Genomic DNA, 23,367 nt, shown 5'->3' on the forward strand with positions numbered 1-23,367 from the left:
TTCATTATTTACGATAAACTATAGAGGTATGAGAAAAAAAATTCATCCAGCTTTTATAGTTACTATATTTGCTGTTTTTATAGGACTCTTATTTCTCAACCGGCCTCGGTTTGAAGAACACCCTGTAAAAACTAAACAAAATCCAGTACAAATAGAAACACAAGCTCTACATAACTTGGATAAGCCTATCATCGATATCTCTGGTTGGCAGAGACCATCAGAAATTAATTATGATATTTTATCTCAAAATATATCTGGTGTCATTGTTCGAGTCCACGGAGGAAATCAGATCACCACTGAGAACGATGCATCTTATACAAACGGTATTGATAAAGCTTATAAAAGTCATATCGCTGAGTTTCAAAAGAGAAATGTTCCAGTTGCTGTCTATGCCTATATATCTGGTAAAAGTGTAGAGGATATGGAAAAAGCGGCTGAATCATTTTATAATTCAGCTTCGCCGTACAACCCAAGTTACTATTGGTTAGATGTCGAAGAAAAAACCATGTCTGATATGAACAAAGGGGTTGAAGCTTTCCGTGCTAAACTAGAATCACTTGGTGCTAAAAACATCGGTATCTATATTGGTGTTTACTTCATGCAAGAACATAGCATCAGTACAGATAAATTTTCTGCTATTTGGATTCCTTCTTATGGACTTGACTCAGGTTACTTTGAAAGTTCACCAAATACAGAACTTGACTTCGACCTTCACCAATATACCTCAAAAGGAAAAATAGTAGGGTTTGAACACCATCTAGACCTAAATCTTATTTCTTTATCAAAAGATAAGGAAGAGACGTTTAGAAAATTATTCTTAAAACCTTAAATTTATTTAGCAAGTCAGATATTACTTCTGCTTGCTTTTTTATTTCTCTTACTTTGTGATATAATACAAGAAGAGAATTTTAGAGAAAAAATACGGAGAGAGTTTATGATATCTTGGATTTCAAAAATTATTAAAGGAATTGTTATTGCGTTAGGCTTTATTTTACCAGGAATTTCTGGTGGTGTTCTAGCAGCAATCTTGGGTATTTACGAGAGAATGATTCGATTCTTAGCTCACCCATTTAAAAATTTTAAAGAAGATGTTCTTTATTTTTTACCAGTTGCAATTGGTATGTTACTAGGTATTGGACTATTTTCATATCCTATTGAATATCTCCTTGAACACTATCAGGTTTATGTATTATGGAGCTTTGCGGGTGCCATTATTGGAACTGTCCCAAGCCTTGTAAGGGAAGCTACTAAGGACTCCGAAAGAGATAAGATAGATATGATTTGGTTTTGGGCAACCTTCATCATTTCAGGGATTGGACTTTATGCTTTAAACTTTGTAGTAGGTTCACTAAATGCAAGTTTTACAAGCTTTATCTTAGCTGGTGCCCTTCTTGCTTTAGGAGTTTTAGTCCCAGGATTAAGTCCTTCAAACCTTCTCTTAATTTTAGGACTGTATAGTCCAATGTTGACCGGTTTCAAGACTTTTGATTTAATCGGAACTTTTCTTCCAATTGCAATTGGAGCTGGAGCAACTCTGATTATTTTCTCAAAATTAATGGATTATGCTCTTCGTGTCTACCACTCTCGTGTCTATCACTTTATCATTGGGATCGTCCTTTCAAGCACTCTCCTGATTTTGATTCCAAACGCTGGTAATGCTGAGAGCATCAGCTATAGCGGCTTATCTCTTGTTTCCTATGTCATCATCGCCTTCTTCTTCGCCCTTGGCATTTGGTTAGGGATCTGGATGAGTCAATTGGAGGATAAGTACAAATAATGGCAAAAAAAACTAAAGTAAAGAAGACCTTAGTCGAGCAAATATTAGCTAAGGCAGGTGTTGAACACCAAGGGATTCAAATCAATGCTTTAGAAGGAGAGCTTCCTTCTGAGTATGAGAGAAATCACATTTTTAAAACACTAGCTCTTTTAGGGGACAAGACTGGTCCAGTTATTGGGATTATTCCTATTACTGAACATCTTTCTGAAAAGAAATTAGCAAAGATTTCCGGTAACAAAAAAGTGAGTATGATTCCGCAAAAGGATTTAGAAAAAACAACTGGATATATTCATGGTGCAAATAACCCTGTCGGTATCCGTCAAAAACACAACTACCCTATCTTTATCGACCAAACTGCTCTTCAACTGAATGAAATGATTGTTTCCTCGGGGGAAGTTGGTCACAGTATCATTATCAATCCTCAAGATCTAGCATCCTTTGTTAAAGCGAACTTTGTAGATATTTTGGAGGAAAGCAAATCATGAAACTTTACTTTGTCCGTCACGGTCGAACAGTCTGGAATCTAGAAGGTCGCTTTCAAGGTGCAGGTGGAGATTCTCCACTTCTTCCTGAGTCCATTGAGACCTTAAAGGAACTCGGTCAATATCTTAAAGATGTTTCATTCGATAAAATTTATTCAAGTGATTTACCAAGGGCTGTAAAATCTGCTGAAATTATCCAAAGTCAGCTAACAAACCCGTGCCCGCTAGAAAGTGTACCTGAACTAAGAGAATGGCACCTTGGAAAACTAGAAGGGTTAAAAATTGCTACTTTAAATGCAATCTATCCGCAGCAAATTCAAGCCTTTAAAACGAACTTAGCTAAGTTTGATACGAGTATGTTTGAAGCTGAATCACTCTACAGCACAACTCAGCGCACCATTCAATTTATTAAATCTTTGAAAAACACTAAGGTAGAACAACTCTTACTGGTAGGCCACGGAGCAAATCTCACTGCAAGTCTTCGAACACTTTTAGGATTTAATGAAGCGCATCTTCGAAAAAATGGTGGTTTGGCCAATGCAAGTCTAACAATTATAGAGACTGACGACTTCGAAAAATTTAATCTTAAGACTTGGAATGATACTTCCTATCAGAAAAATTAATTGAACTTGATTTACTGCGTCAAGTTCTTTTTAGTTTTTATAGAATATCCGTGAATTTCTTGACTATTTATGATAAAATGGGAGTATCGTGAAAAATTGATTTAATATTTCAAAATTTGATTAAAAATTAGGAGGACCCCATGTCAACAGAACATATGGAAGAATTGAATGATCAGCAGATCGTTCGCCGTGAAAAAATGGCTGCGCTCCGTGAACAAGGAATTGATCCTTTCGGTAAACGTTTTGAACGTACTGCTAACTCTCAAGAACTAAAAGATAAATTTGCTGACCTTGATAAAGAACAACTACACGAATTAAACGAGACTGCTACTATTGCTGGACGTTTAGTCACAAAACGTGGGAAAGGTAAAGTCGGTTTTGCTCACCTTCAAGACCGCGAAGGCCAAATTCAAATCTACGTTCGTAAAGATGCTGTCGGTGAAGAAAACTACGAAATCTTTAAGAAAGCTGACCTCGGTGACTTCCTTGGTGTTGAAGGTGAAGTGATGCGTACAGATATGGGAGAGCTCTCTATCAAAGCTACTCACATCACACACTTGTCTAAAGCCCTTCGTCCCCTTCCAGAGAAATTCCATGGACTAACTGACGTTGAAACAATCTACCGTAAACGTTACCTTGATTTGATTTCTAATCGCGAAAGCTTTGAGCGTTTTGTCACTCGTTCAAAAATCATCTCTGAAATCCGTCGTTACCTAGACCAAAAAGGATTCCTTGAAGTGGAAACACCAGTTCTTCACAACGAAGCTGGTGGTGCTGCTGCTCGCCCATTCATCACACACCACAATGCACAAAACATTGACATGGTACTTCGTATCGCGACTGAGCTTCACTTGAAACGCCTTATCGTTGGTGGTATGGAACGTGTGTATGAAATTGGTCGTATCTTCCGTAACGAAGGAATGGATGCTACACATAACCCTGAGTTTACTTCTATCGAGGTTTACCAAGCTTATGCAGACTTCCACGATATCATGGACTTGACTGAAGGAATTATCCAACACGTAGCTAAAGCTGTTAAAGGTGATGGTCCAGTTATCTATCAAGGAACTGAAATCAAGATCAACGAACCATTTAAACGTGTACACATGGTTGATGCAATCAAGGAAATTACAGGTGTTGATTTCTGGAAAGATATGACTTTTGAAGAAGCTAAAGCTATCGCAGCTGAAAAGAAAGTTCCAGTTGAAAAACACTACACAGAAGTTGGTCACATCATCAATGCCTTCTTTGAAGAATTTGTTGAAGAAACATTGATTCAACCAACATTTGTATACGGTCACCCAGTAGCTGTATCACCACTTGCTAAGAAAAACCCAGAAGATGAGCGCTTTACAGATCGTTTCGAGCTCTTCATCATGACTAAAGAATACGGTAATGCCTTTACTGAGCTGAATGACCCGATCGACCAGCTCAGCCGATTCGAAGCTCAAGCTAAAGCCAAAGAACTTGGTGATGATGAAGCAACAGGCATTGACTACGATTACATCGAAGCCCTTGAATACGGTATGCCACCAACAGGTGGTTTGGGAATCGGTATCGACCGTCTCTGCATGCTCCTCACAGATACTACTACTATCCGTGATGTATTGCTCTTCCCAACTATGAAATAACAATAAAACTCCTAGAAAATTTCTAGGAGTTTTAAATAACTAGAAAGACAACCTTACATTTGAAGGTTGTCTTTTTTGTTTACTTAGAATAAACCGAGAACTGTTCCATCGCTTTCAACATCCATATTGAGAGCAGCTGGTCGTTTTGGAAGTCCAGGCATAGTCATAACGTCACCAGTAAGAGCAACGATAAAGCCTGCGCCAAGTTTCGGTACCAATTCACGAATAGTAATTTCAAAGTTTTCAGGTGCACCAAGCGCATTTGGATTGTCTGAGAAACTGTATTGAGTTTTCGCCATACAGATTGGCAATTTGTCCCAACCGTTTTGTACGATTTGTGCGATTTGAGTTTGAGCTTTCTTCTCGAAGTTTACTTTGCTACCACGATAGATTTCAGTAACAATCTTTTCAATCTTTTCTTGAACTGAAAGGTCATTATCATACAAACGTTTATAGTTAGCTGGGTGTTCGTCAATTGTCTTGACAAGAGTTTCAGCTAGAGCCACTCCACCTTCTGCTCCATCAGCCCATACGCTAGCTAACTCAACCGGAACATCAATGGAAGCACAAAGTTCTTTTAAAGCTGCGATTTCTGCTTCTGTATCAGATACAAATTCGTTAATAGCAACAACTGCTGGAATACCAAACTTACGGATATTTTCAACGTGACGTTTCAAGTTTGCAAATCCTTCACGAACTGCTTCTACATTTTCTTCTGTCAAGGCATCCTTAGCAACTCCACCATTCATCTTAAGAGCACGAAGGGTTGCAACGATAACTACTGCATCTGGCGCAGTTGGCAAGTTTGGAGTTTTGATATCAAGGAATTTCTCTGCACCAAGGTCTGCACCAAAACCTGCTTCTGTTACTGTGTAATCTGCTAAATGAAGGGCTGTAGTTGTAGCCAAGACAGAGTTACATCCGTGTGCGATATTGGCAAATGGGCCACCATGTACAAAGGCAGGTGTTCCATAGATGGTTTGAACCAAGTTCGGTTTGATAGCGTCTTTCAAAATCAATGCCAAGGCACCTTCAACCTGTAGATCACCTACTGAAACAGGTGTACGATCATAACGGTAACCGATAACGATATTGGCTAAACGACGTTTTAAATCTTCAATATCAGTTGCCAAGCAAAGGATGGCCATGATTTCTGAAGCAACAGTGATGTCAAAACCATCTTCACGCGGAATACCGTTAAGAGGACCACCAAGTCCAACTGTCACGTGACGAAGAGCACGATCATTCAAGTCCACTACGCGTTTCCAGAGAATACGACGTTGGTCGATACCTAGCTCATTCCCTTGATGCAAGTGATTGTCAATCAGGGCAGAAAGAGCATTGTTTGCAGTTGTAATAGCATGCATATCACCAGTAAAGTGAAGGTTGATATCTTCCATTGGTAAAACTTGTGCATAACCACCACCAGCAGCACCGCCCTTGATACCCATAACAGGTCCAAGAGAAGGTTCGCGGATAGCAATCATGGTTTTCTTACCAATCTTATTCAAGGCGTCTGCAAGCCCGATAGTGATAGTCGATTTCCCTTCTCCTGCTGGTGTTGGATTGATGGCTGTTACCAGGATCAATTTTCCTACAGGATTGCTCTCAACTGCACGGATTTTATCAAAGCTAAGCTTAGCCTTGTACTTTCCGTACAATTCCAAATCGTCGTAAGAAATACCAAGTTTCTCTACAACATCAACGATTGGTTTTAGCTCGATACTCTGTGCGATTTCAATATCTGTTTTCATAACAAACTCCTCTACATCTAATGTGTTAATTCATTATATCATAAAACAAGATTTTTATCAGTCGTAATGTTTGTTAACGTTCGTAAATATCCCTTTACTAGGGACTTTATCACATTCTATCTAAATTTTTATATGCCTTTATAGGTTTTAACTATGGTTTAATGTGATATCCTTAAGCTTATTTTATCGCTTTCATTTTACTTACTGCTCATTTTTTTGTACAATAGTTCTATGAAAATTTTAATTACTTCTGGTGGTACTAGCGAAGCAATTGATAGTGTTCGTTCAATAACCAACCACTCTTCTGGTAGACTAGGTAAGATTATTACTGAAACTCTTCTAAAAGCTGGTCATGAGATTTGTTTGATCACTACTCCTCAAGCAGTGAAGCCAGCTAGCCATTCAAATCTTACCATCATTGAAATTAAAAACACAGCTGATTTACTGCAATCGATGAAAGATAAGATTGTGGATTTCCAGGTTTTAATTCATTCTATGGCAGTATCAGACTACACTCCAGTTTATATGACTGGTCTCGATGAAGTTCAATCTAGTCAAGATTTAACAGAACTTTTAGATAAGAAAAATCAAGAAACTAAAATCTCATCCAAGAAAGACGTACAGGTACTATTTCTCAAGAAAAATCCTAAAATCATTTCACTTGTCAAAGAGTGGAATCCTTCAATTCATCTGATTGGATTTAAATTATTAGTTGATGTCAGTCAAGAATACTTGATTCAAATTGCTCGAGAAAGTCTTGAAAAAAACAAAGCGGATATCATTGTTGCTAATGATCTCACACAGATCAATGCTGAACAACATATCGCATATCTAGTTGAAAAATCTAGCTTCCAAACTGCTACTAGAAAACAAGAAATTGCGGATTTTCTCCTCAAGAAAATCCAGAGTTATGAGTAAAAGAAAGGAATAATATGGCCCGTATTACACTCGCTATTACAGGATCCATTGCTGCATACAAGGCAGTTGATCTAGTAAGTTCTTTGAAAAAGCAGGGACATTCAGTAACTGTTCTGATGACCCAGGCTGCTACAGCATTTATTCAACCATTAACTTTACAAGTTCTATCTCAAAATACTGTACACCTTGATGTTATGCAAGAACCCTTCCCAGATCAGGTAAATCACATTCAAATAGGAAAAGAAACAGACTTGTTTATTGTCGTGCCTGCAACAGCTAATACAATCGCTAAATTAGCTCATGGCTTAGCGGACAATATGGTGACCACTACCGCCCTTGCTTTGCCACATTTTGTACCAAAATTATTAGCTCCTGCTATGAATACAAAAATGTACGACCATCCAGCGACTCAAGCTAACCTAAAAATCTTAGAGAGTTTCGGCTATACAATTATTTCTCCTAAAGATTCTCTACTCGCCTGCGGAGATATCGGCCGAGGTGCTCTCGCTAACCTTGAAACCATTTTACAACAAATAAAGGATAAACTTCATGAACAAACGCTCTAATATTGCACCAATCGCTATCTTTTTTGCCAGTATGATTGTTATTCATTTACTGAGCTCAATCCTATTTAACGTGCTGCCCTTTCCTATTAAACCAACTATCGTCCACATTCCAGTAATTATTGCAAGTATTATCTATGGACCAAGAATTGGCGCAACATTAGGTTTCTTAATGGGAATGATTAGCTTGACTGTAAATACTCTCACAATTCTTCCAACCAGCTATCTCTTCTCACCTTTTGTACCTAATGGTAACCTATATTCAGTTGTGATTGCAATTGTCCCACGTATCTTGATCGGTTTGACACCTTATTTCGTTTATAAACTGCTAAAGGGAAAAGCCGGACTCATCTTCGCAGGTGCACTTGGATCGCTGACAAATACAGTATTTGTTTTAGGTGGTATCTTCTTCCTCTTTGGTAATGTTTTTGATGGAAATATTCAAAAACTATTAGCGACTGTTATCTCCACAAATTCGATCGCAGAATTAATCATCTCTGCTCTCTTGACCCTCATTATCGTTCCAAGACTTGAAAAAATAAAACAATAAAAACTGTATCAATAGATACAGTCTTTTTTTATTTATTACTGGGCTAAACGAGCCTCTTCTAAAATCTTCTCAATTTTTGTTGTCAACAAGTCAATCGCTACAGTATTAGTTACTCCTTCAGGAATTACAATATCAGCGTAACGTTTTGTAGGTTCGATAAACTGATGATACATAGGTTTTACGACTCCAAGGTATTGATCAATGACGCTGTCTAAACTACGACCACGCTCTTCCATATCGCGTTTAATACGACGTATGATACGAACATCATCATCTGTGTCCACAAAAATCTTTATATCCATCAAATCACGAAGACGTTTATCTTCTAAAACCAAAATTCCTTCTACAATAAAGACATCCTGAGGTTCTTGACGATAGGTTTTCGAGCTTCTTGTATGGGCAGCATAATCATAGGTAGGAATATCAACAGGACGCCCCGCCAACAATTCCTTAATTTGCTCAATCATCAAGTCAGTATCAAAAGCAAAAGGATGATCATAGTTAGTCTTGATTCGTTCTTCAAAAGTTAGATGAGATTGGTCTTTATAGTAGGAATCGTGTTCGATCATAGCAATTTTTTCGTTGGGAAAATGAGATAAAATTGCTTTAGAAACACTTGTTTTTCCTCCTCCAGAACCTCCTGTTACTCCGATAATGATTGGTCTATTTTGCATAGTTGCCTCCTTGTATTTTCCGTTGTCTATTTTACCATAATTTTTGGAAATTTTACAGACAGAGTTTTCTATATAATAGAACAAAAAACCTTGCAACCAAAGTTACAAGGTTTATAATGATTAATCGAAGTTAACGTATTCTTTTGAAAGTTCAAGAACTTCTTCCATTGTTGAACATTCAGTAAGAGCACGGTTAGCATATTCTTGCATCTTAGCTGTGTCAAGTTTTTTCATCAAGCTACGTGTACGAAGTACAGATGTCGCTGACATTGAGAACTCATCCAAGCCCATTCCGACAAGAAGTGGAACGGCAGTTTGGTCACCAGCCATTTCACCACACATACCAGCCCATTTACCTTCAGCGTGAGCTGCTTTGATCACGTTATTGATCAAACGAAGGATTGATGGGTTATATGGTTGGTAAAGGTATGAAACTTGTTCGTTCATACGGTCAGCAGCCATTGTGTATTGGATAAGGTCGTTTGTACCAATTGAGAAGAAATCAACTTCTTTGGCAAATTGATCCGCTAGCATCGCAGCAGCTGGGATTTCAATCATGATACCAACTTGGATATCATCTGCAACAGCAACGCCTTCAGCAACCAATTTTGCTTTTTCTTCTTCAAGAATACCTTTAGCAGTACGGAACTCTTTCAACAAAGCAACCATTGGGAACATGATACGCAATTTACCGTGAACAGATGCACGAAGCAAGGCACGCAATTGTGTACGGAACATTTGGTTACCAGTTTCAGAAATAGAGATACGCAAAGCACGGTAACCCAAGAATGGGTTCATTTCTTTAGGAAGATCGAAGTAAGGAAGTTCTTTATCCCCACCGATATCCATTGTACGAACGACAACAGGTTTACCATTCATACCTTCAAGAACTGCTTTGTAGGCTTCGTATTGGTCATCTTCTGTTGGGAAGTCTTGTGAATCCATGTACAAGAATTCTGTACGGTAAAGACCAACAGCTTCTGCACCATTATCATTCACACCTTCAACGTCTTTAGGTGTACCAATGTTGGCAGCCAACTCAAAGTGTTTTCCATCAGCAGTAACTGTTTTAGCGTCTTTCAAAAGAGCCCATTCAGCTTTTTGTTTAGCGTAAGCTTCACCAGCTGCTTTGAATTCTGCAATTTGTTCTTCACTTGGGTTAATTACAACTTCACCAGTAATACCTGAAACTGCCAAAATGTCGCCGTCTTTTACAAGTTCAGTAATGTTGTTTGTACCTAAAACAGCAGCAATTTCAAGTGTACGAGCCATGATAGCTGAGTGACTTGTACGTCCACCAATGTTTGTTACAAAAGCTTTTACAAAGTTTTTGTCCAATTGAGCAGTATCAGATGGAGTCAAGTCATGTGCAATCACGATTACTTCTTCATTAATAGAAGCTGGGTTTGGTAATTTCTTACCAAGAAGATTTGCCAAAACACGTTTTGTAACGTCGCGAATATCCGCTGCACGTTCTTGCATGTATGGATTGTCTTCCATTCCTTCGAAGATAGTGATAAACATGTCTGTAACTTCTTTAAGACCTGCTTCTGCATTTACTTTCTTAGCGCGGATAGTTTCTTTGATTTGACCAATCAATTCAGGGTCAGCAAGAACCATCAAGTGAGCGTCAAATACTTGCGCTGCTTCTTCACCAAGCGTACCTACAGCTTTCTCACGGATAAGAGAAAGCTCGTTTTGAGAAGCTTCAAGAGCAACATCCAAACGAGCCTCTTCTGCATTTGTATCTTCGACAGTAATAGTTTCGAAAGATAAATCCGGTTGAACGAGTAGATATGCTTTTGCAACAGCAACACCATCAGATGCCGCAATTCCTTTAAGCATTTCTGTCATTTCCTTATGCCAATCCTTCTTTTTCCATTGTTTCTGAAATAGCAGCGATAGCGTCATCAGCGTCTGCACCTTCAGCAGTAATTGTAACATCAGCGCCTTGACCAACACCAAGACTCATAACACCCATGATTGATTTAAGGTTAACTGATTTACCTTTGTATTCAAGAGTAATATCTGAAGCAAATTTGCTAGCAGTTTGTACCAACAATGTTGCTGGACGTGCGTGAATACCTGTTTCTGCCACTACGTGGAAATCTTTAGAAGCCATAGTTTGACTCTCCTTTTGTTCTTTCTTTTTTGAGTTATATGTGATAACCCTTACAATTTGGTATTATATCATCTTCTGGGATTTTTTTCAAGTATTTTATGGGATTTCTTCTTTTTCCTTTCAGATAACTTGCTGAAAATCTTCTATTTTATATATCAAAATACATCATGTAGTTTTTTATAGTTTTAACATTTAGAAAACGCTGTTATTTATGGATTTTATTTTTTACAATCACTACATATTGTGTTTTGATATCTATCATCTAAAAAAATTCTACAATATTTAGTTTTTCTTCGTTGACAAAGATTTTTTTTCTGATATACTTAAGAAGTAATTAAATTTTTGAAAGAGGAGTTACAGAATGGTAACCGTTTATTCTAAAAATAATTGTGTTCAATGTAAAATGACCAAACGTTTCTTAGATAGTAACAACATCGCTTATCGCGAAATCAATCTTGATGAACAACCTGAATATATCGAACAAGTTAAAGAGCTAGGCTTCAGCGCTGCTCCTATCATTCAAACACCAACTGAAGTTTTCTCTGGTTTCCAACCAGCAAAACTTAAAAAACTTGCTTAAGTATCAGGATTAAAAGCTTCTATGTAAATCTTAGAAGCCTTTCTTTTGTAATGAAATAAAGGGAATTTTATGGGATTAAAACAACTTGAGGATGTAACATACTTCCGTCTAAACAATGAAATCAACCGTCCTGTTAATGGACAAATTATGCTCCACAAAGATAAAGAAGCTTTGGATGCTTTCTTTAAAGAGAACGTTGTACCAAATTCTATGGTATTTAATTCTATCACTGATAAAATTGATTACCTTATCAAACACGACTACATCGAAACAGCCTTTATCCAAAAATATCGTCCTGAATTTTTGGAAGAGCTCTATCAATTTATTAAAGACCAAGACTTCCAATTCAAGTCATTCATGGCTGCATACAAGTTTTACAACCAGTATGCTTTAAAAACTAACGATGGTGAATACTATCTTGAAAGCATGGAAGACCGTGTCTTCTTTAACGCTCTTTACTTTGCTGATGGAGATGAAGCGATTGCTATTGATATTGCAAACGAAATCATCCACCAACGCTACCAACCAGCTACACCTTCCTTCTTAAATGCAGGGCGTGCACGTCGTGGTGAATTGGTATCATGTTTCTTGATCCAGGTTACAGATGATATGAACTCTATTGGACGTTCTATCAACTCGGCTCTTCAACTTTCACGTATTGGTGGTGGTGTAGGGATTTCACTTAGCAACCTTCGTGAAGCTGGATCTCCTATTAAAGGCTATGAAGGTGCTGCCTCTGGTGTCGTACCAGTTATGAAACTCTTCGAAGACAGCTTCTCTTACTCAAACCAACTTGGTCAACGTCAAGGTGCTGGGGTTGTTTACCTTAACGTCTTCCACCCAGACATTATCGCTTTCCTTTCTACTAAGAAAGAAAATGCTGATGAAAAAGTTCGTGTCAAGACTCTTTCTCTTGGTGTTGTGGTACCAGATAAATTCTACGAATTGGCTCGTAAGAATGAAGAAATGTACCTATTTAGCCCATATTCTGTAGAAAAAGAGTATGGCGTACCTTTCAACTATATCGATATCACTGAAAAATACGATGAGCTAGTTGCAAATCCAAACATTCGTAAGATAAAGATCAAGGCGCGTGATTTGGAAACTGAAATTTCTAAACTACAACAAGAATCTGGCTATCCTTACGTTGTCAACATCGATACAGCTAACCGCGCTAATCCTGTCGATGGTAAGATCATCATGAGTAACTTGTGTTCAGAGATTCTTCAAGTCCAAGAACCAAGTCTTATCAATGATGCGCAAGAATTCCTTAAAATGGGTACTGACGTTTCATGTAACCTTGGTTCAACAAACGTGGTCAACATGATGACTTCACCTGACTTCGGTCGTTCTATCCGAGCTATGGTACGTGCTTTGACTTTCGTTACAGATAGTTCTCACATCGTCGCTGTTCCTACAATCGACCACGGAAACAGCCAAGCTCATACATTTGGACTTGGAGCTATGGGACTTCACAGCTATCTTGCTCAACAATTAATCGAATACGGATCACCTGAGTCTGTTGAATTCACAAGCATCTACTTCATGCTATTGAACTACTGGACTTTGGTAGAATCAAATAATATTGCGCGTGAACGTGGTGTTACCTTCCACAACTTTGAAAAATCAGACTACGCGAACGGAAGCTACTTTGATAAGTACACAAGTGGTGAGTTTGTACCAAAATCTGATCGTGTTAAAGAACTCTTTGAAGGTATCTTTATCCCATCTGCAGCTGATTGGGCTGTACTTCGTGATAAAGTTAAAGCAGATGGGCTTTACCACCAAAACCGTCTTGCTGTAGCACCAAATGGTTCTATCAGCTACATCAACGATGTTTCTGCTTCTATCCACCCAATCACTCAACGTATTGAAGAACGCCAAGAGAAGAAAATCGGTAAGATCTATTATCCTGCTGCAGGATTGTCAACTGAAACGATTCCTTACTACACTTCTGCTTATGACATGGATATGCGTAAAGTCATTGATGTTTATGCTGCGGCTACTGAGCACGTAGACCAAGGACTTTCTCTCACTCTCTTTATGCGCAGTGATATCCCAACAGGACTTTACGAATGGAAGTCAGAAAACAAACAAACAACACGTGACTTGTCTATCCTTCGTAACTACGCCTTTAACAAGGGAATCAAGTCTATCTACTACGTTCGTACCTATACAGATGACGGCGGTGAAGTTGGTGCTAACCAATGTGAAAGCTGTGTAATTTAAGGACTTACTTAGAACATCTATACTATTAGGTAATAACAAAAAGTCGAGTTACCGACTTTTTGTGCGGTAGACCAAACCTAAAATGATACAAGATTCATCATCATTTTATTTAATTAAATCAAAAGAAAGAGATTTGTAATGGAAACTTACTACAAAGCCATTAACTGGAATGCCATCGAAGATGTCATCGATAAATCAACATGGGAAAAACTAACCGAACAATTTTGGTTAGATACTCGTATTCCTTTATCTAATGACTTAGATGACTGGAGAAAGTTATCAAATCAGGAAAAAGACTTGGTAGGAAAAGTCTTTGGTGGTTTGACACTTTTGGATACCATGCAATCTGAAACTGGGGTAAATGCGCTCCGTGCTGATATCCGTACTCCTCACGAAGAAGCTGTTTTTAACAATATCCAATTTATGGAATCTGTTCACGCTAAGTCTTATTCTTCAATCTTTTCAACTTTAAATACCAAATCTGAAATTGAAGAAATTTTTGAGTGGACTGATACGAATCCATATCTTCAGAAAAAAGCACAAATCATCAATGAAATTTACCTCAATGGTACTCCTCTGGAAAAGAAAGTAGCCAGTGTATTCCTTGAAACCTTCCTCTTCTATTCTGGTTTCTTTACACCACTCTACTACCTTGGTAATAACAAATTGGCTAACGTTGCTGAAATCATTAAGTTGATCATTCGTGATGAGTCTGTTCACGGTACTTATATCGGTTATAAATTCCAACTTGGTTTCAACGAATTACCTGAAGAAGAGCAAGAAAAATTAAAGGATTGGATGTACGACCTTCTCTACACACTGTATGAAAATGAAGAAGGTTATACCGAAAGCCTTTATGATGGTGTTGGATGGACTGAAGAAGTTAAAACCTTCCTACGTTACAACGCAAACAAAGCTCTTATGAATCTGGGGCAAGACCCTCTCTTCCCTGACTCAGCTGACGATGTAAACCCAATTGTTATGAATGGAATTTCAACTGGTACATCCAACCACGACTTCTTCTCTCAAGTTGGTAACGGATATCTACTTGGTGAAGTCGAAGCCATGCAAGACGATGATTATAACTACGGATTAGATTAATTTTTTAAAAAAGAACATCTCTGTTTGTTTTGGACTAAGATGTTCTTTTGTTTTTGTTTATTTTTGTTTCCTTTAAGTTGCTTCAGTGTTTAAAATATGATAAAATGATATTAGATACAGGGGGTGATTCAATGCTAAAACAAGAAAAACTTGATTTGATTTTAGATATTGTCAATACCAAAGGAACAATCACTGTCAAAGAAATTATGAGTCGTTTAGATATCTCAGATATGACAGCTCGGCGTTATCTACAAGAGCTAGCTGACAAGGATTTACTTGTTCGAGTGCACGGAGGTGCTGAAAAGCTTCGTTCAGGCTCCCTATTAGCAAACGAACGCTCTAATATCGAAAAACAAGGCTTGCAAATCGCCGAAAAGCAAGAGATTGCTCGCTTTGCTGGACATTTAGTTGAAGAAAGAGAAACCATTTTCATTGGTCCTGGAACTACTCTTGAGTTCTTTGCTCGTGAACTTCCAATTGATAATATTCGTGTGGTTACCAATAGCCTACCTGTTTTCATTATCTTGAATGAACGAAAACTCACAGATTTAATTCTAATTGGTGGAAATTATCGAGAAATCACTGGCGCTTTTGTTGGTACTTTGACTCTCCAAGACATCGAAAGTCTTCAATTTTCTAAAGCTTTTGTTAGTTGTAATGGTATAAAAGATCATGCGATTGCTACTTTTAGTGAAGATGAAGGTGACGTTCAAAAACTAGCATTAAATAATGCTAATAAGAAGATTCTTCTTGCTGACCATAGTAAATTTGATAAATTTGATTTTTACACCTTTTATAATATTGCAGATATCGATACCATTATCTCCGATTCAAAACTTAGCGATGAAAACCTAAAAGCTTTATCCAAACAAACAAAAATTATTAAATCAACACCTTAAAAAGTCTCACCATTGGTGAGACTTTTTTTATTTCTAAAATGCTTTCGAAGATAATCTTATACGCGTTCAGTCCATGAAGTAGCTGTTTTTTGAAGTACTTTATTGAGTTCATCGATGTTTTCAAAACCAGTTGTACGAAGCCATTCGCGTGCCGCTGCTTCACCATCTTTGATGTAAGCTTCAACTGATCCAGCCCATGTTGCACGTCCACAAAGAACTCCATTGAAGTTTGCACCTGATTCGTGGGCAAAGACAAGTGTCTCTTGGAAGAGTTTAGCGGATACACCTGCACTCAAGTAGATGTAAGGAAGGTTAGTTGCTTCGTCTTGTGCTTTGAAGAATGCTGCTGCTTCTTCACGTGTATGAACGATTTCTCCATCACCGAATCCTTCAACGTATTTCACGTTAACTGGAACTTCTACTTTCAAAACATCGATGTTGAAACGTGGGTCTGAGAAGACTTTCATCGCACCGATAACCTTGTGTGGTTTCACTTTAGCGTATTCTGCAGAACCTGCATCAGCAATCTTTTCATCGTAAGCCAAGATTTCAAGGAAGAATGGAATGTCTTCAGCCACACACTCAGAACCAATACGTTCAATGTAGGCTTGTTTTTGTTGGTTGAGTTCGTCAGAGCTATCTACATCGTAGTAAAGCAAGAACTTAACAGCATCTGCACCTTGTTCTTTGATACGTTTTGCAGACCAAACATCCAAGCAGTCTGGCAAACGTTTTGTGCTTGTTGTGTCGTATCCAGTTTTTTCATAAGCAAGGAGAAGACCTGCATTTGGAGCAAGTGCTTTTGTAGCAGGAAGTCCATACTCAGGGTCAAGAAGCATTGATGAAGCGTATTTTGTCAATTCATCCGCTACCAATACTTTAAGTTCTTCCATTTGAGCTACTGTTGGCTCTTCTGTTTGGTATTGAGCCATAAGGCGTTTCAAAGCACCACGTTGGTCAAAAGCAAGAGCTGAGATGATACCATTCTCATCAGAGAGTTTTTCCAAACATGCACGTTTATTTTCTGTTAAAACCATTTTATACCTCTTTCACTACTAGTTGGTCATATAGGCCTTGATAGTTAACCATATTGACATGACCGGTCATTTTTTCTTGAGCATTTAGCATACCAAGGACATTCGCCTTAGTCAGCAATTCTTGATCAGATTCTTTATGGAAAAGACCTGAAGCAATACCTGCCACTGTAGAATCGCCAGAACCAACTGGGTTTACAACTTGAATTTTTGGAATATCCACTTTATAGAAAGTGTCTCCGTGTTTTGCAAAGGCACCATTAGCACCTAAGGAAACGATAATCCACTCGATTCCATCAAATAGTGGTTCTTGAAGGACTCCTTTTAATTCATCCAAGTCTTTAGAAATTTCTCTTCCTAAAAGTTGAGACAATTCTTCATTATTTGGTTTGATAACCGTTGGTTTATGTGGAGATTCAAGAACCGCCTGAAGTGCAGCTCCTGAACAGTCCAAGACAACAGGTTTACCAGCTTGGTTAGCAAGTTCAACTAGACTAGCATAATAATCCACTGGGAGTCCAGCTGGTAGACTACCTGAAATAGCTACAACTTCTACAGTATTAAGAAGTTCTTTGAAGTAAGCCAAGAAATCTTGTCCTTCTTTTTCTTGAACCTCAGGACCTTTTTCAAGAATTTCAGTTTGATTATCACCGTGAAGAATAGCGATACAGTTACGTGTTTCACCTTGGATAGAGAAGAAACGCTTGGTGACTTTATCGTCAATATTTTCAACTAGAAAATCACCTAGTTTACCACCAACAAGTCCAGTTGCGACTACAGAATCACCAAATTCTGATAGAACTCGTGTAACATTTAGACCTTTACCACCAGCTGTTTTCGTAACATCGACAACACGGTTGACAGTGTCAATTTTCAATTCATCCAAAGGATAGGATATATCAATGGATGGGTTCATTGTGACTGTTAAAATCATGAGTCACCTCTTAGTCGTGGTATTCACCGCGATCCCATTTTTCAAGGAATTCTGTAAAGAAGTTAGCATCAGTTTGGTGATCGTTATGAGTTTCAACGTGTTGGATTTTAGCGATCAATTTTTTGTTTTCTTCAGATGGCTTATATTCTGCATTGATGAAAGCTTCAATGATATCACACATGAGCAATTCACCAGTGATTTTACCACCAAATCCGATAACGTTAGCATTCAATTGTTCTTTTGCATAAAGAGCTGTTGTCATATCACGAACCAAGGCAGAACGAACACCTGGAACTTTGTTAACAGCATTATTAATACCTACACCTGTACCACAGATACATACACCAAGGTCAGCTTGACCACTAACTACTGCTTCACCAACTTTTTTACCAAAGATTGGGTAGTGTGTACGTGCATGGTCATATGTGCCAAAGTCAATGACTTCATGTCCTTTTGATTTCAAAAATTCTGAAACCGCCATTTTTTCATTAGTTACGATGTGGTCACATCCAATTGCAATTCTCATTATTATCTTACCTTTCTTTCGTTATAAAAATTAGCACATTTTGTTCAACATGTCGACACGGATTTGGTGACGACCGCCGTCGTACTTACCGTTTACAAAGCCTTTAGCAATGTTTTTAGCCAATTCATCACCAACGAGTTGAGCACCCATAGTAATCATACGTGAGTTGTTGTGGCCACGAGTCATATAAGCTGAACGTTCGTCAGATACTTCTGCAGCAACCATTCCTTTGATTTTAGTAGCAACCATGAATGGACCAGCACCGTAAGCATCAATAACAATACCAAGATTTTGTTCCTCTTTTTTAACTTCTTCTGCAACTGCAAGAGTTACGTCAACGAAGTCTTGACCTTCAGCAGTAACATCCACCACGTGGAAGTTTTCTTTTTCCAGGAAGTCTTTAACAACTTCTTTCAATCTTAAACCTGCAGCATCTGCACCAATAACAATAGACATATTGTATACTCCTTTTTTAATAATAGACCAGTAAACTTTTGAATTCAGATATCTTCATCCTCAAAAAGCTACCAGTAGTTTTGTTGACAATAATTTTAATTAAGAACGAAGACCGTATTCCGTTCTTAATAAGTTTTCTTCATAGAAAAACTAGAACAGTCACTTTGTTAAAATAAACACAAATTGTTCTTTATAAACATAATATACTACTATTAGTTGTAAAAGTCAACAATTTATGTTTGTTTTTGTTTATTTTTTTATAAAATTTCGATATCAAATCCAACGTGATCAAAATCGCCAGGTTTCAAAATTCGAACATCTTTCTTTTCTTCAAGTCGATCGCCTTCTTCAAGTGAAGTAGACAAGCCAGACCATGGTTCTAAGGCAATAAAATGGCCTTTATTAAGAGTTGACCATACAATTAAATTTGGAAATTCTTCAAAGTGTAGTCTCAAACCTTTATCATGTTTTCTTGAGCGTAAAGCTACTTTGCGGGATTCTAACTCATCTAATGTCACTGCATCATAGCTAAACAAATCATAATTCAGGTCCAATTCTTTTTGATTGTCTAACCAAGAACTTCTATCTTTGAAATCTAACATTCCTGTTTCTGGGAAAGGTTTCGGAACTGAGCACGTTTCAGGCTCTTCAAATTCAAGATAGTAATCTTCATAAACTTCATCAGCCAAGAGTGGACAATTAAAGCCAGGATGCCCTCCAATAAAGTACGGCATAGTCTTTTCAGATTCTTTATTGTAAATTTTATACTCTGTACGAATTGTTTTACCAGTCACAATATAAGTTATTTCTAGTCGGAAATGATAAGGATAATTCTCATACATTTCCTCAGTATCCTCAATAGCAAAAGTCACAGAATGTTCTGTTTGTTCTACTAATGTAAATTCTTTTTTCCTTACCAAGCCATGTCGAGGAATTTTACCTTTAACTTGACTACCATCTTCTTTATCATAGACTACGCTATCATTTCTAACTGATCCACAAATTGGAAATAAAACAGGTGCTTGACCACTCCAATAAGCTGGATCTCCTTGCCATAAATACTCTACACCATCTTTATCTTTTATAGAAGATAGCGCTCCTCCTAAACTCTGAAACTCTACTTGTAAATAATCTGATTTTAATTCAATCACAACTTATACCTCCATTTTTTCAAAAAAACTAGGCTGACTGCTCCATAGTGGAAACTGACAACCTAGTTTTTACAATTTACATTTTTAGGAGCAAATTATTTTGCGTTTGCTGCGTATTCTTCGTTACGTTTAATCATTTGTTTTCTGTACCATGCAAAGATACCAACGTAGAATACAAGGAATACTACTGCGCCAAGGATAGCTTTGATATCACCAGTTGTAGCGTTACCAATTGCCCAACCAAATAGTTTCTCGATTGGTCCTTCAAGAGTTGAGTGAGTAATCAATTGTGACTGGTTCACACCTTCTGGGAAGGCACCTACACCTTTAGCAAGTTCAGTTGCGAATGGTGCGATAAGTGTACCTGAAAGCAGGAAGAGTGGCAACAAGAGAGTTCCGAAGATAATCATACGGAGCAATTTACCACGAGTAACAACCAAGAGAGCTGGAGTCACACCCATTGCGATGATACCAGCAAGTGGCAAGATACCATTTCCGACATTTGAAAGAAGCACAGCTTCAACCAACATGATTGGTGCAAGTACGTTGGCACAAGCCCAGATTTCAGCACGACCAGCGATGAATGGCCAGTCAAGACCGATGTTGAATTTACGTCCTTGAAGACGTTTAGTAGCAACGTTTGTAATACCTTGTGAAAGTGGTTCTACGGCTGCGATGAACCATGAACCGATAAGTGAGAAGAGCTCCAAGCAGACACCGGCAGTCAAACCAAGTGACAACCAACCTTTAATAACAAGTTCCCATGAAGATGCATCTTCTACTCCAGCAACTGGATGTGGAGTTCCCATCAAACCGATAACGATACCAAGGATGAATCCGATGAAGAATTTAGATCCCCAGAAACCGATTCGTTTGTTCAATTTAGCTGCGTCAAAGTCGTATTTATCAAGACCTGGGAAGAATTTATCAAAAATCTTATCCAAAACCATGATAACTGGGTTCATCATGTAGTTCATGTGAGTTGAAGTCATTGGTGATGAACTTGGTGCATTAAGAAGGTCGTCAAATGTTGGTTTCATCAAGTCAGAGTTGATGATTTTAAGAACCCCAACAAGTACAACTGCTGCAGTCGCGATGAAGAGTGAAACTCCTTGGCTAACTCCATTGTTGTCAGCGTACCATTTGATCAAAAGACCTGTGATAGACAAGTGCCAGATATCGAAGATATCAACGTCAAGTGTATCAGTTTTCTTAATTGCAAGCATCACAACGTTGACAATCAACATGATGAGCAAGAAGTAAAGTGTCCAGGCAGAACCCCAAGTGATTGTAGCAAGTGGTGCCCAACCAACATCGGTGATGTTCAATTGAATACCAGTGTTTTCAACGAATTTTGCAAGAGAAGCAGAGAAAGCTCCGTTAAGCATTCCGATGATAGCACCGATACCAGTAAGTGCGATGGCAAGTTTGATACCACCTTCAAGCGCTTTGGAGAATTTTACTCCGAAAAGCAAGGCCAATACTGTCAAAATGATCAGCATGATGATTGGGCCACCCATAGCCAAGATAGGTTTAAAGATATCATTGGCCAAATTGATAATGAAATCCATAATATTTCCTCCCTTTATTTTTATGGAAAATTACAAAATAATAATTAACTTAATCCGTGTTCTTTGATTGCTGCTTCAATATTGTCATAGACTGGAGCACTCATGGCTGGAATACGGAACAAAATTGGTCCAGCTTCAACTACTGGAATACCAGGGTCAAAACCTAAGTCAGTTGCAGCGATTGGCGTGAAGATATCATAACCTTTAATCAAGTCTTCATTGACATCTTTGACCATAACTGCGTCACACTGTACATCGTATCCGCGATTTGAAAGCTCTTCTTCTAGAGCACTTTTAATTTGGTGGCTTGAGTTAACACCTGCACCACAAGCAGCAAGAATTTTAATCATTTGGATTTCCTCCGTTTTTTAATTTCTATATATTTATAAATTTAAGCAGTTGCTTCTGAGATATACTGGTACAGAGCTTCTGGTTCTGTAATCTTAGAAAGCGCCTCTAGATGACCGTTACCTGTAAAGAAGTCCATCAATTGAGCAAGAATGTTTGTTTGACTTGAACTTGAATTATTGATGATAAAGAAAAGTAATGATACTTCTACTTCCTTGTCAGGTGCAATCATATTGTGGAATGTTACTGGTTTTGGTAAGCGAACCACAACAACATTTTCAGTTAAATTATGAATCGTATCTGTGTGAGGGATTGCTACGTTTGGCAAGTCCTTCCCTAGAAATTCCATATCTAAACCGGTTGGAAACATTTTTTCACGTTCAATCAAAGCCGATCGATAGGTATCCGTAACAACTTTCTTTTCTTCCAATAGGGTTGCAACTTGATCAAATAGTTGCTCTTGATTATCTGCTTCTAGACAATAGACTAAGTCTTTGCTGAAGAAATGATCTAATCCCATGACCTTCTCCCTTCATATTTAACTTTTATGATACAAGTATATCACTATATGAAACCGTTGTCAATAATATTTGTTGCATTTTGTTTGATTTTATTTTTTTTGTTTGATTTCAAACAAAATTTTTACATCCATATTCTTTAAAGGTAAAGTTGAATATAAAAAACAGGATAAATATCCTGTTTTTAGTTTTAATTCTTTTTCACTGTCCAGCTTTCTTCTATCAATGGAAGCATATCTTTCAATACTTCAGGTGTTCCTTCTAGAGAAACATATCTAAATTTACCATCATCTGATTTAAAGATCCAGATGACCAGATATTTCCCGTTTTTAGCTATACAATTTACAACATAGGCATCATAACCACCAATTTTTGACTTAGAACCCCATACTTTTGAGAAGTCCTTGCTTTGTTGTTTGGTTTGATAGACACTAGTAGAAACTTGAACAGCATCAAGAGCAGCATATTCACTTTCACTAACACCAAGGTGCTCTGGTTTAAAAGTATTTAGGGTTACGATATTGATGTCAGTACCATCACAGTACTGAATATCATCCCCACCCTCAACTTCTGTAAAGTGAATCCATGATTTTGGAACCTTTACATAGCCATAATCATCCGATCCGATTACCTGCGTATCTTTAATCGTTGATTCGGCTACAGTTGTTGTTTCTTGAACTATGGTAGTTTCCTGGATTGTTGTTGTATCTGTGGCTGCTTCTTTCTTAGTTTTTGAAGTATTACAAGCAGCAAGAGTTAAGCAACACACTAAAAGCGTAGATAAGCTGATGATTTTTTTCATAATCCTTCTCCTTTCACTTCTATTTTAAAGTATGAAGGGAAAAGTGTCAAAAAATTACTGTATTTTGAAAGTTTAAAAAATACAGTAATTAATCTCTTATACTAGATGCCATTCTCACATAGCG

At 37.8% G+C, this 23,367-nt stretch carries 25 protein-coding genes; 12 read left to right on the top strand and 13 right to left on the bottom strand.

From position 1 onward, the window contains the following. The first annotated feature begins 28 nt into the window (after window positions 1–28). The 5 genes from TZ94_RS05105 to lysS all read left to right on the top strand — a co-directional run bounded on the left by TZ94_RS05105 (window position 29) and on the right by lysS (window position 4,513). A complete protein-coding gene (locus tag TZ94_RS05105) occupies window positions 29–829 on the top strand; it encodes a glycoside hydrolase family 25 protein (RefSeq protein WP_045614900.1) in 801 nt (266 codons plus the stop codon). Window positions 830–934: 105 nt separating this feature from the next. Then, on the top strand, window positions 935–1,777 hold the full coding sequence (locus tag TZ94_RS05110; RefSeq protein WP_045614902.1) for a DUF368 domain-containing protein: 843 nt from the start codon (window positions 935–937) through the stop codon (window positions 1,775–1,777). Further along, on the top strand, window positions 1,777–2,262 hold the full coding sequence (locus TZ94_RS05115; protein WP_045614904.1) for an aminoacyl-tRNA deacylase: 486 nt from the start codon (window positions 1,777–1,779) through the stop codon (window positions 2,260–2,262). The genes TZ94_RS05110 and TZ94_RS05115 overlap by 1 nt, the downstream gene beginning before the upstream one ends. Continuing rightward, window positions 2,259–2,882 (top strand): histidine phosphatase family protein, encoded by a 624-nt coding sequence (locus tag TZ94_RS05120; RefSeq protein ID WP_045614907.1) that lies wholly within the window; start codon window positions 2,259–2,261, stop codon window positions 2,880–2,882. Before TZ94_RS05115 ends, TZ94_RS05120 begins: the two co-directional genes overlap by 4 nt. Window positions 2,883–3,022: 140 nt before the next feature. Next, window positions 3,023–4,513 (top strand): lysine--tRNA ligase, encoded by a 1,491-nt coding sequence (gene lysS, locus TZ94_RS05125; RefSeq protein ID WP_045614909.1) that lies wholly within the window; start codon window positions 3,023–3,025, stop codon window positions 4,511–4,513. An 83-nt stretch (window positions 4,514–4,596) separates the two neighbouring features. On the opposite strand, the gene TZ94_RS05130 is transcribed toward lysS, so the two are convergent. Next, on the bottom strand, window positions 4,597–6,267 hold the full coding sequence (locus TZ94_RS05130) for a formate--tetrahydrofolate ligase (RefSeq protein ID WP_045614911.1): 1,671 nt from the start codon (window positions 6,265–6,267) through the stop codon (window positions 4,597–4,599). Between the two features lie 231 nt (window positions 6,268–6,498). Between TZ94_RS05130 and TZ94_RS05135 the strand changes: the two genes are divergently transcribed. From TZ94_RS05135 to TZ94_RS05145, 3 genes are read left to right on the top strand one after another with little or no spacing between them, the layout of a single operon-like run. Then, window positions 6,499–7,185, top strand: a complete 687-nt coding sequence (locus TZ94_RS05135; RefSeq protein ID WP_045614914.1) for a phosphopantothenate--cysteine ligase — start codon at window positions 6,499–6,501, stop codon at window positions 7,183–7,185. A 14-nt stretch (window positions 7,186–7,199) separates the two neighbouring features. Then, the gene (gene coaC, locus TZ94_RS05140) at window positions 7,200–7,751 is read left to right on the top strand and encodes a phosphopantothenoylcysteine decarboxylase (protein WP_045614917.1); all 552 of its coding nucleotides are present in this window, start codon (window positions 7,200–7,202) and stop codon (window positions 7,749–7,751) included. Continuing rightward, the gene (locus TZ94_RS05145; protein ID WP_045614921.1) at window positions 7,735–8,298 is read left to right on the top strand and encodes an ECF transporter S component; all 564 of its coding nucleotides are present in this window, start codon (window positions 7,735–7,737) and stop codon (window positions 8,296–8,298) included. The genes coaC and TZ94_RS05145 overlap by 17 nt, the downstream gene beginning before the upstream one ends. Window positions 8,299–8,333: 35 nt before the next feature. Here TZ94_RS05145 and udk read toward each other — a convergent pair whose 3' ends face one another. From udk to TZ94_RS05160, 3 genes are all read right to left on the bottom strand, one after another. Then, entirely contained in the window at window positions 8,334–8,972 is a 639-nt protein-coding gene (gene udk / locus TZ94_RS05150) for a uridine kinase (RefSeq protein WP_006151141.1), read from the bottom strand. A gap of 120 nt (window positions 8,973–9,092) precedes the next feature. Continuing rightward, window positions 9,093–10,826 (bottom strand): phosphoenolpyruvate--protein phosphotransferase, encoded by a 1,734-nt coding sequence (gene ptsP, locus TZ94_RS05155; protein ID WP_045614925.1) that lies wholly within the window; start codon window positions 10,824–10,826, stop codon window positions 9,093–9,095. Between the two features lie 4 nt (window positions 10,827–10,830). Continuing rightward, window positions 10,831–11,094, bottom strand: coding sequence for a phosphocarrier protein HPr (locus TZ94_RS05160; RefSeq protein WP_000146952.1), 264 nt, complete (start codon window positions 11,092–11,094; stop codon window positions 10,831–10,833). A gap of 361 nt (window positions 11,095–11,455) precedes the next feature. Here TZ94_RS05160 and nrdH point away from each other — a divergent pair, with 361 nt between their 5' ends. The 4 genes from nrdH to TZ94_RS05180 all read left to right on the top strand — a co-directional run bounded on the left by nrdH (window position 11,456) and on the right by TZ94_RS05180 (window position 15,903). After that, window positions 11,456–11,674 (top strand): glutaredoxin-like protein NrdH, encoded by a 219-nt coding sequence (gene nrdH / locus TZ94_RS05165; RefSeq protein ID WP_006151154.1) that lies wholly within the window; start codon window positions 11,456–11,458, stop codon window positions 11,672–11,674. A 69-nt stretch (window positions 11,675–11,743) separates the two neighbouring features. Then, window positions 11,744–13,903, top strand: a complete 2,160-nt coding sequence (nrdE, locus tag TZ94_RS05170) for a class 1b ribonucleoside-diphosphate reductase subunit alpha (protein WP_045614929.1) — start codon at window positions 11,744–11,746, stop codon at window positions 13,901–13,903. Window positions 13,904–14,041: 138 nt separating this feature from the next. Then, window positions 14,042–15,004 (top strand): class 1b ribonucleoside-diphosphate reductase subunit beta, encoded by a 963-nt coding sequence (gene nrdF, locus TZ94_RS05175; RefSeq protein ID WP_006151169.1) that lies wholly within the window; start codon window positions 14,042–14,044, stop codon window positions 15,002–15,004. 131 nt (window positions 15,005–15,135) lie between these two features. Continuing rightward, window positions 15,136–15,903, top strand: a complete 768-nt coding sequence (locus tag TZ94_RS05180; protein ID WP_045614932.1) for a DeoR/GlpR family DNA-binding transcription regulator — start codon at window positions 15,136–15,138, stop codon at window positions 15,901–15,903. Window positions 15,904–15,959: 56 nt separating this feature from the next. Here TZ94_RS05180 and lacD read toward each other — a convergent pair whose 3' ends face one another. From lacD to TZ94_RS05225, 9 genes are all read right to left on the bottom strand, one after another. Beyond that, a complete protein-coding gene (gene lacD / locus TZ94_RS05185; protein WP_045614935.1) occupies window positions 15,960–16,940 on the bottom strand; it encodes a tagatose-bisphosphate aldolase in 981 nt (326 codons plus the stop codon). A gap of 1 nt (window position 16,941) precedes the next feature. After that, on the bottom strand, window positions 16,942–17,871 hold the full coding sequence (locus tag TZ94_RS05190; RefSeq protein ID WP_045614936.1) for a tagatose-6-phosphate kinase: 930 nt from the start codon (window positions 17,869–17,871) through the stop codon (window positions 16,942–16,944). Between the two features lie 10 nt (window positions 17,872–17,881). Then, window positions 17,882–18,397, bottom strand: a complete 516-nt coding sequence (gene lacB, locus TZ94_RS05195; RefSeq protein ID WP_001216925.1) for a galactose-6-phosphate isomerase subunit LacB — start codon at window positions 18,395–18,397, stop codon at window positions 17,882–17,884. Between the two features lie 30 nt (window positions 18,398–18,427). Beyond that, entirely contained in the window at window positions 18,428–18,853 is a 426-nt protein-coding gene (gene lacA, locus TZ94_RS05200; RefSeq protein WP_000029280.1) for a galactose-6-phosphate isomerase subunit LacA, read from the bottom strand. A 257-nt stretch (window positions 18,854–19,110) separates the two neighbouring features. Then, on the bottom strand, window positions 19,111–20,004 hold the full coding sequence (locus TZ94_RS09335; protein ID WP_052689734.1) for an aldose 1-epimerase family protein: 894 nt from the start codon (window positions 20,002–20,004) through the stop codon (window positions 19,111–19,113). Window positions 20,005–20,099: 95 nt separating this feature from the next. Beyond that, window positions 20,100–21,575, bottom strand: coding sequence for a PTS galactitol transporter subunit IIC (locus TZ94_RS05210; protein ID WP_045614940.1), 1,476 nt, complete (start codon window positions 21,573–21,575; stop codon window positions 20,100–20,102). A gap of 44 nt (window positions 21,576–21,619) precedes the next feature. Then, the gene (locus TZ94_RS05215; protein WP_006148587.1) at window positions 21,620–21,925 is read right to left on the bottom strand and encodes a PTS sugar transporter subunit IIB; all 306 of its coding nucleotides are present in this window, start codon (window positions 21,923–21,925) and stop codon (window positions 21,620–21,622) included. A 41-nt stretch (window positions 21,926–21,966) separates the two neighbouring features. Beyond that, window positions 21,967–22,443: a PTS sugar transporter subunit IIA gene (locus tag TZ94_RS05220; protein WP_045614944.1), complete on the bottom strand. Its 477-nt coding sequence runs from the start codon at window positions 22,441–22,443 to the stop codon at window positions 21,967–21,969. Between the two features lie 188 nt (window positions 22,444–22,631). Beyond that, the gene (locus tag TZ94_RS05225) at window positions 22,632–23,243 is read right to left on the bottom strand and encodes a hypothetical protein (RefSeq protein ID WP_045614946.1); all 612 of its coding nucleotides are present in this window, start codon (window positions 23,241–23,243) and stop codon (window positions 22,632–22,634) included. Window positions 23,244–23,367 lie beyond the last annotated feature (124 nt).

This window comes from Streptococcus infantis, from assembly GCF_000960085.1.
GTDB lineage: Bacteria > Bacillota > Bacilli > Lactobacillales > Streptococcaceae > Streptococcus > Streptococcus infantis_C.

Bases quoted from the DNA above. Each gene is read 5' to 3' on its own strand.
- TZ94_RS05105 (WP_045614900.1), top strand. From the start codon at position 29: ATGAGAAAAAAAATTCATCCAGCTTTTATAGTTACTATATTTGCTGTT.
- TZ94_RS05110 (WP_045614902.1), top strand. From the start codon at position 935: ATGATATCTTGGATTTCAAAAATTATTAAAGGAATTGTTATTGCGTTA.
- TZ94_RS05115 (WP_045614904.1), top strand. From the start codon at position 1,777: ATGGCAAAAAAAACTAAAGTAAAGAAGACCTTAGTCGAGCAAATATTA.
- TZ94_RS05120 (WP_045614907.1), top strand. From the start codon at position 2,259: ATGAAACTTTACTTTGTCCGTCACGGTCGAACAGTCTGGAATCTAGAA.
- lysS (WP_045614909.1), top strand. From the start codon at position 3,023: ATGTCAACAGAACATATGGAAGAATTGAATGATCAGCAGATCGTTCGC.
- TZ94_RS05130 (WP_045614911.1), bottom strand. From the start codon at position 6,267: ATGAAAACAGATATTGAAATCGCACAGAGTATCGAGCTAAAACCAATC.
- TZ94_RS05135 (WP_045614914.1), top strand. From the start codon at position 6,499: ATGAAAATTTTAATTACTTCTGGTGGTACTAGCGAAGCAATTGATAGT.
- coaC (WP_045614917.1), top strand. From the start codon at position 7,200: ATGGCCCGTATTACACTCGCTATTACAGGATCCATTGCTGCATACAAG.
- TZ94_RS05145 (WP_045614921.1), top strand. From the start codon at position 7,735: ATGAACAAACGCTCTAATATTGCACCAATCGCTATCTTTTTTGCCAGT.
- udk (WP_006151141.1), bottom strand. From the start codon at position 8,972: ATGCAAAATAGACCAATCATTATCGGAGTAACAGGAGGTTCTGGAGGA.
- ptsP (WP_045614925.1), bottom strand. From the start codon at position 10,826: ATGACAGAAATGCTTAAAGGAATTGCGGCATCTGATGGTGTTGCTGTT.
- TZ94_RS05160 (WP_000146952.1), bottom strand. From the start codon at position 11,094: ATGGCTTCTAAAGATTTCCACGTAGTGGCAGAAACAGGTATTCACGCA.
- nrdH (WP_006151154.1), top strand. From the start codon at position 11,456: ATGGTAACCGTTTATTCTAAAAATAATTGTGTTCAATGTAAAATGACC.
- nrdE (WP_045614929.1), top strand. From the start codon at position 11,744: ATGGGATTAAAACAACTTGAGGATGTAACATACTTCCGTCTAAACAAT.
- nrdF (WP_006151169.1), top strand. From the start codon at position 14,042: ATGGAAACTTACTACAAAGCCATTAACTGGAATGCCATCGAAGATGTC.
- TZ94_RS05180 (WP_045614932.1), top strand. From the start codon at position 15,136: ATGCTAAAACAAGAAAAACTTGATTTGATTTTAGATATTGTCAATACC.
- lacD (WP_045614935.1), bottom strand. From the start codon at position 16,940: ATGGTTTTAACAGAAAATAAACGTGCATGTTTGGAAAAACTCTCTGAT.
- TZ94_RS05190 (WP_045614936.1), bottom strand. From the start codon at position 17,871: ATGATTTTAACAGTCACAATGAACCCATCCATTGATATATCCTATCCT.
- lacB (WP_001216925.1), bottom strand. From the start codon at position 18,397: ATGAGAATTGCAATTGGATGTGACCACATCGTAACTAATGAAAAAATG.
- lacA (WP_000029280.1), bottom strand. From the start codon at position 18,853: ATGTCTATTGTTATTGGTGCAGATGCTGCAGGTTTAAGATTGAAAGAA.
- TZ94_RS05210 (WP_045614940.1), bottom strand. From the start codon at position 21,575: ATGGATTTCATTATCAATTTGGCCAATGATATCTTTAAACCTATCTTG.
- TZ94_RS05215 (WP_006148587.1), bottom strand. From the start codon at position 21,925: ATGATTAAAATTCTTGCTGCTTGTGGTGCAGGTGTTAACTCAAGCCAC.
- TZ94_RS05220 (WP_045614944.1), bottom strand. From the start codon at position 22,443: ATGGGATTAGATCATTTCTTCAGCAAAGACTTAGTCTATTGTCTAGAA.
- TZ94_RS05225 (WP_045614946.1), bottom strand. From the start codon at position 23,243: ATGAAAAAAATCATCAGCTTATCTACGCTTTTAGTGTGTTGCTTAACT.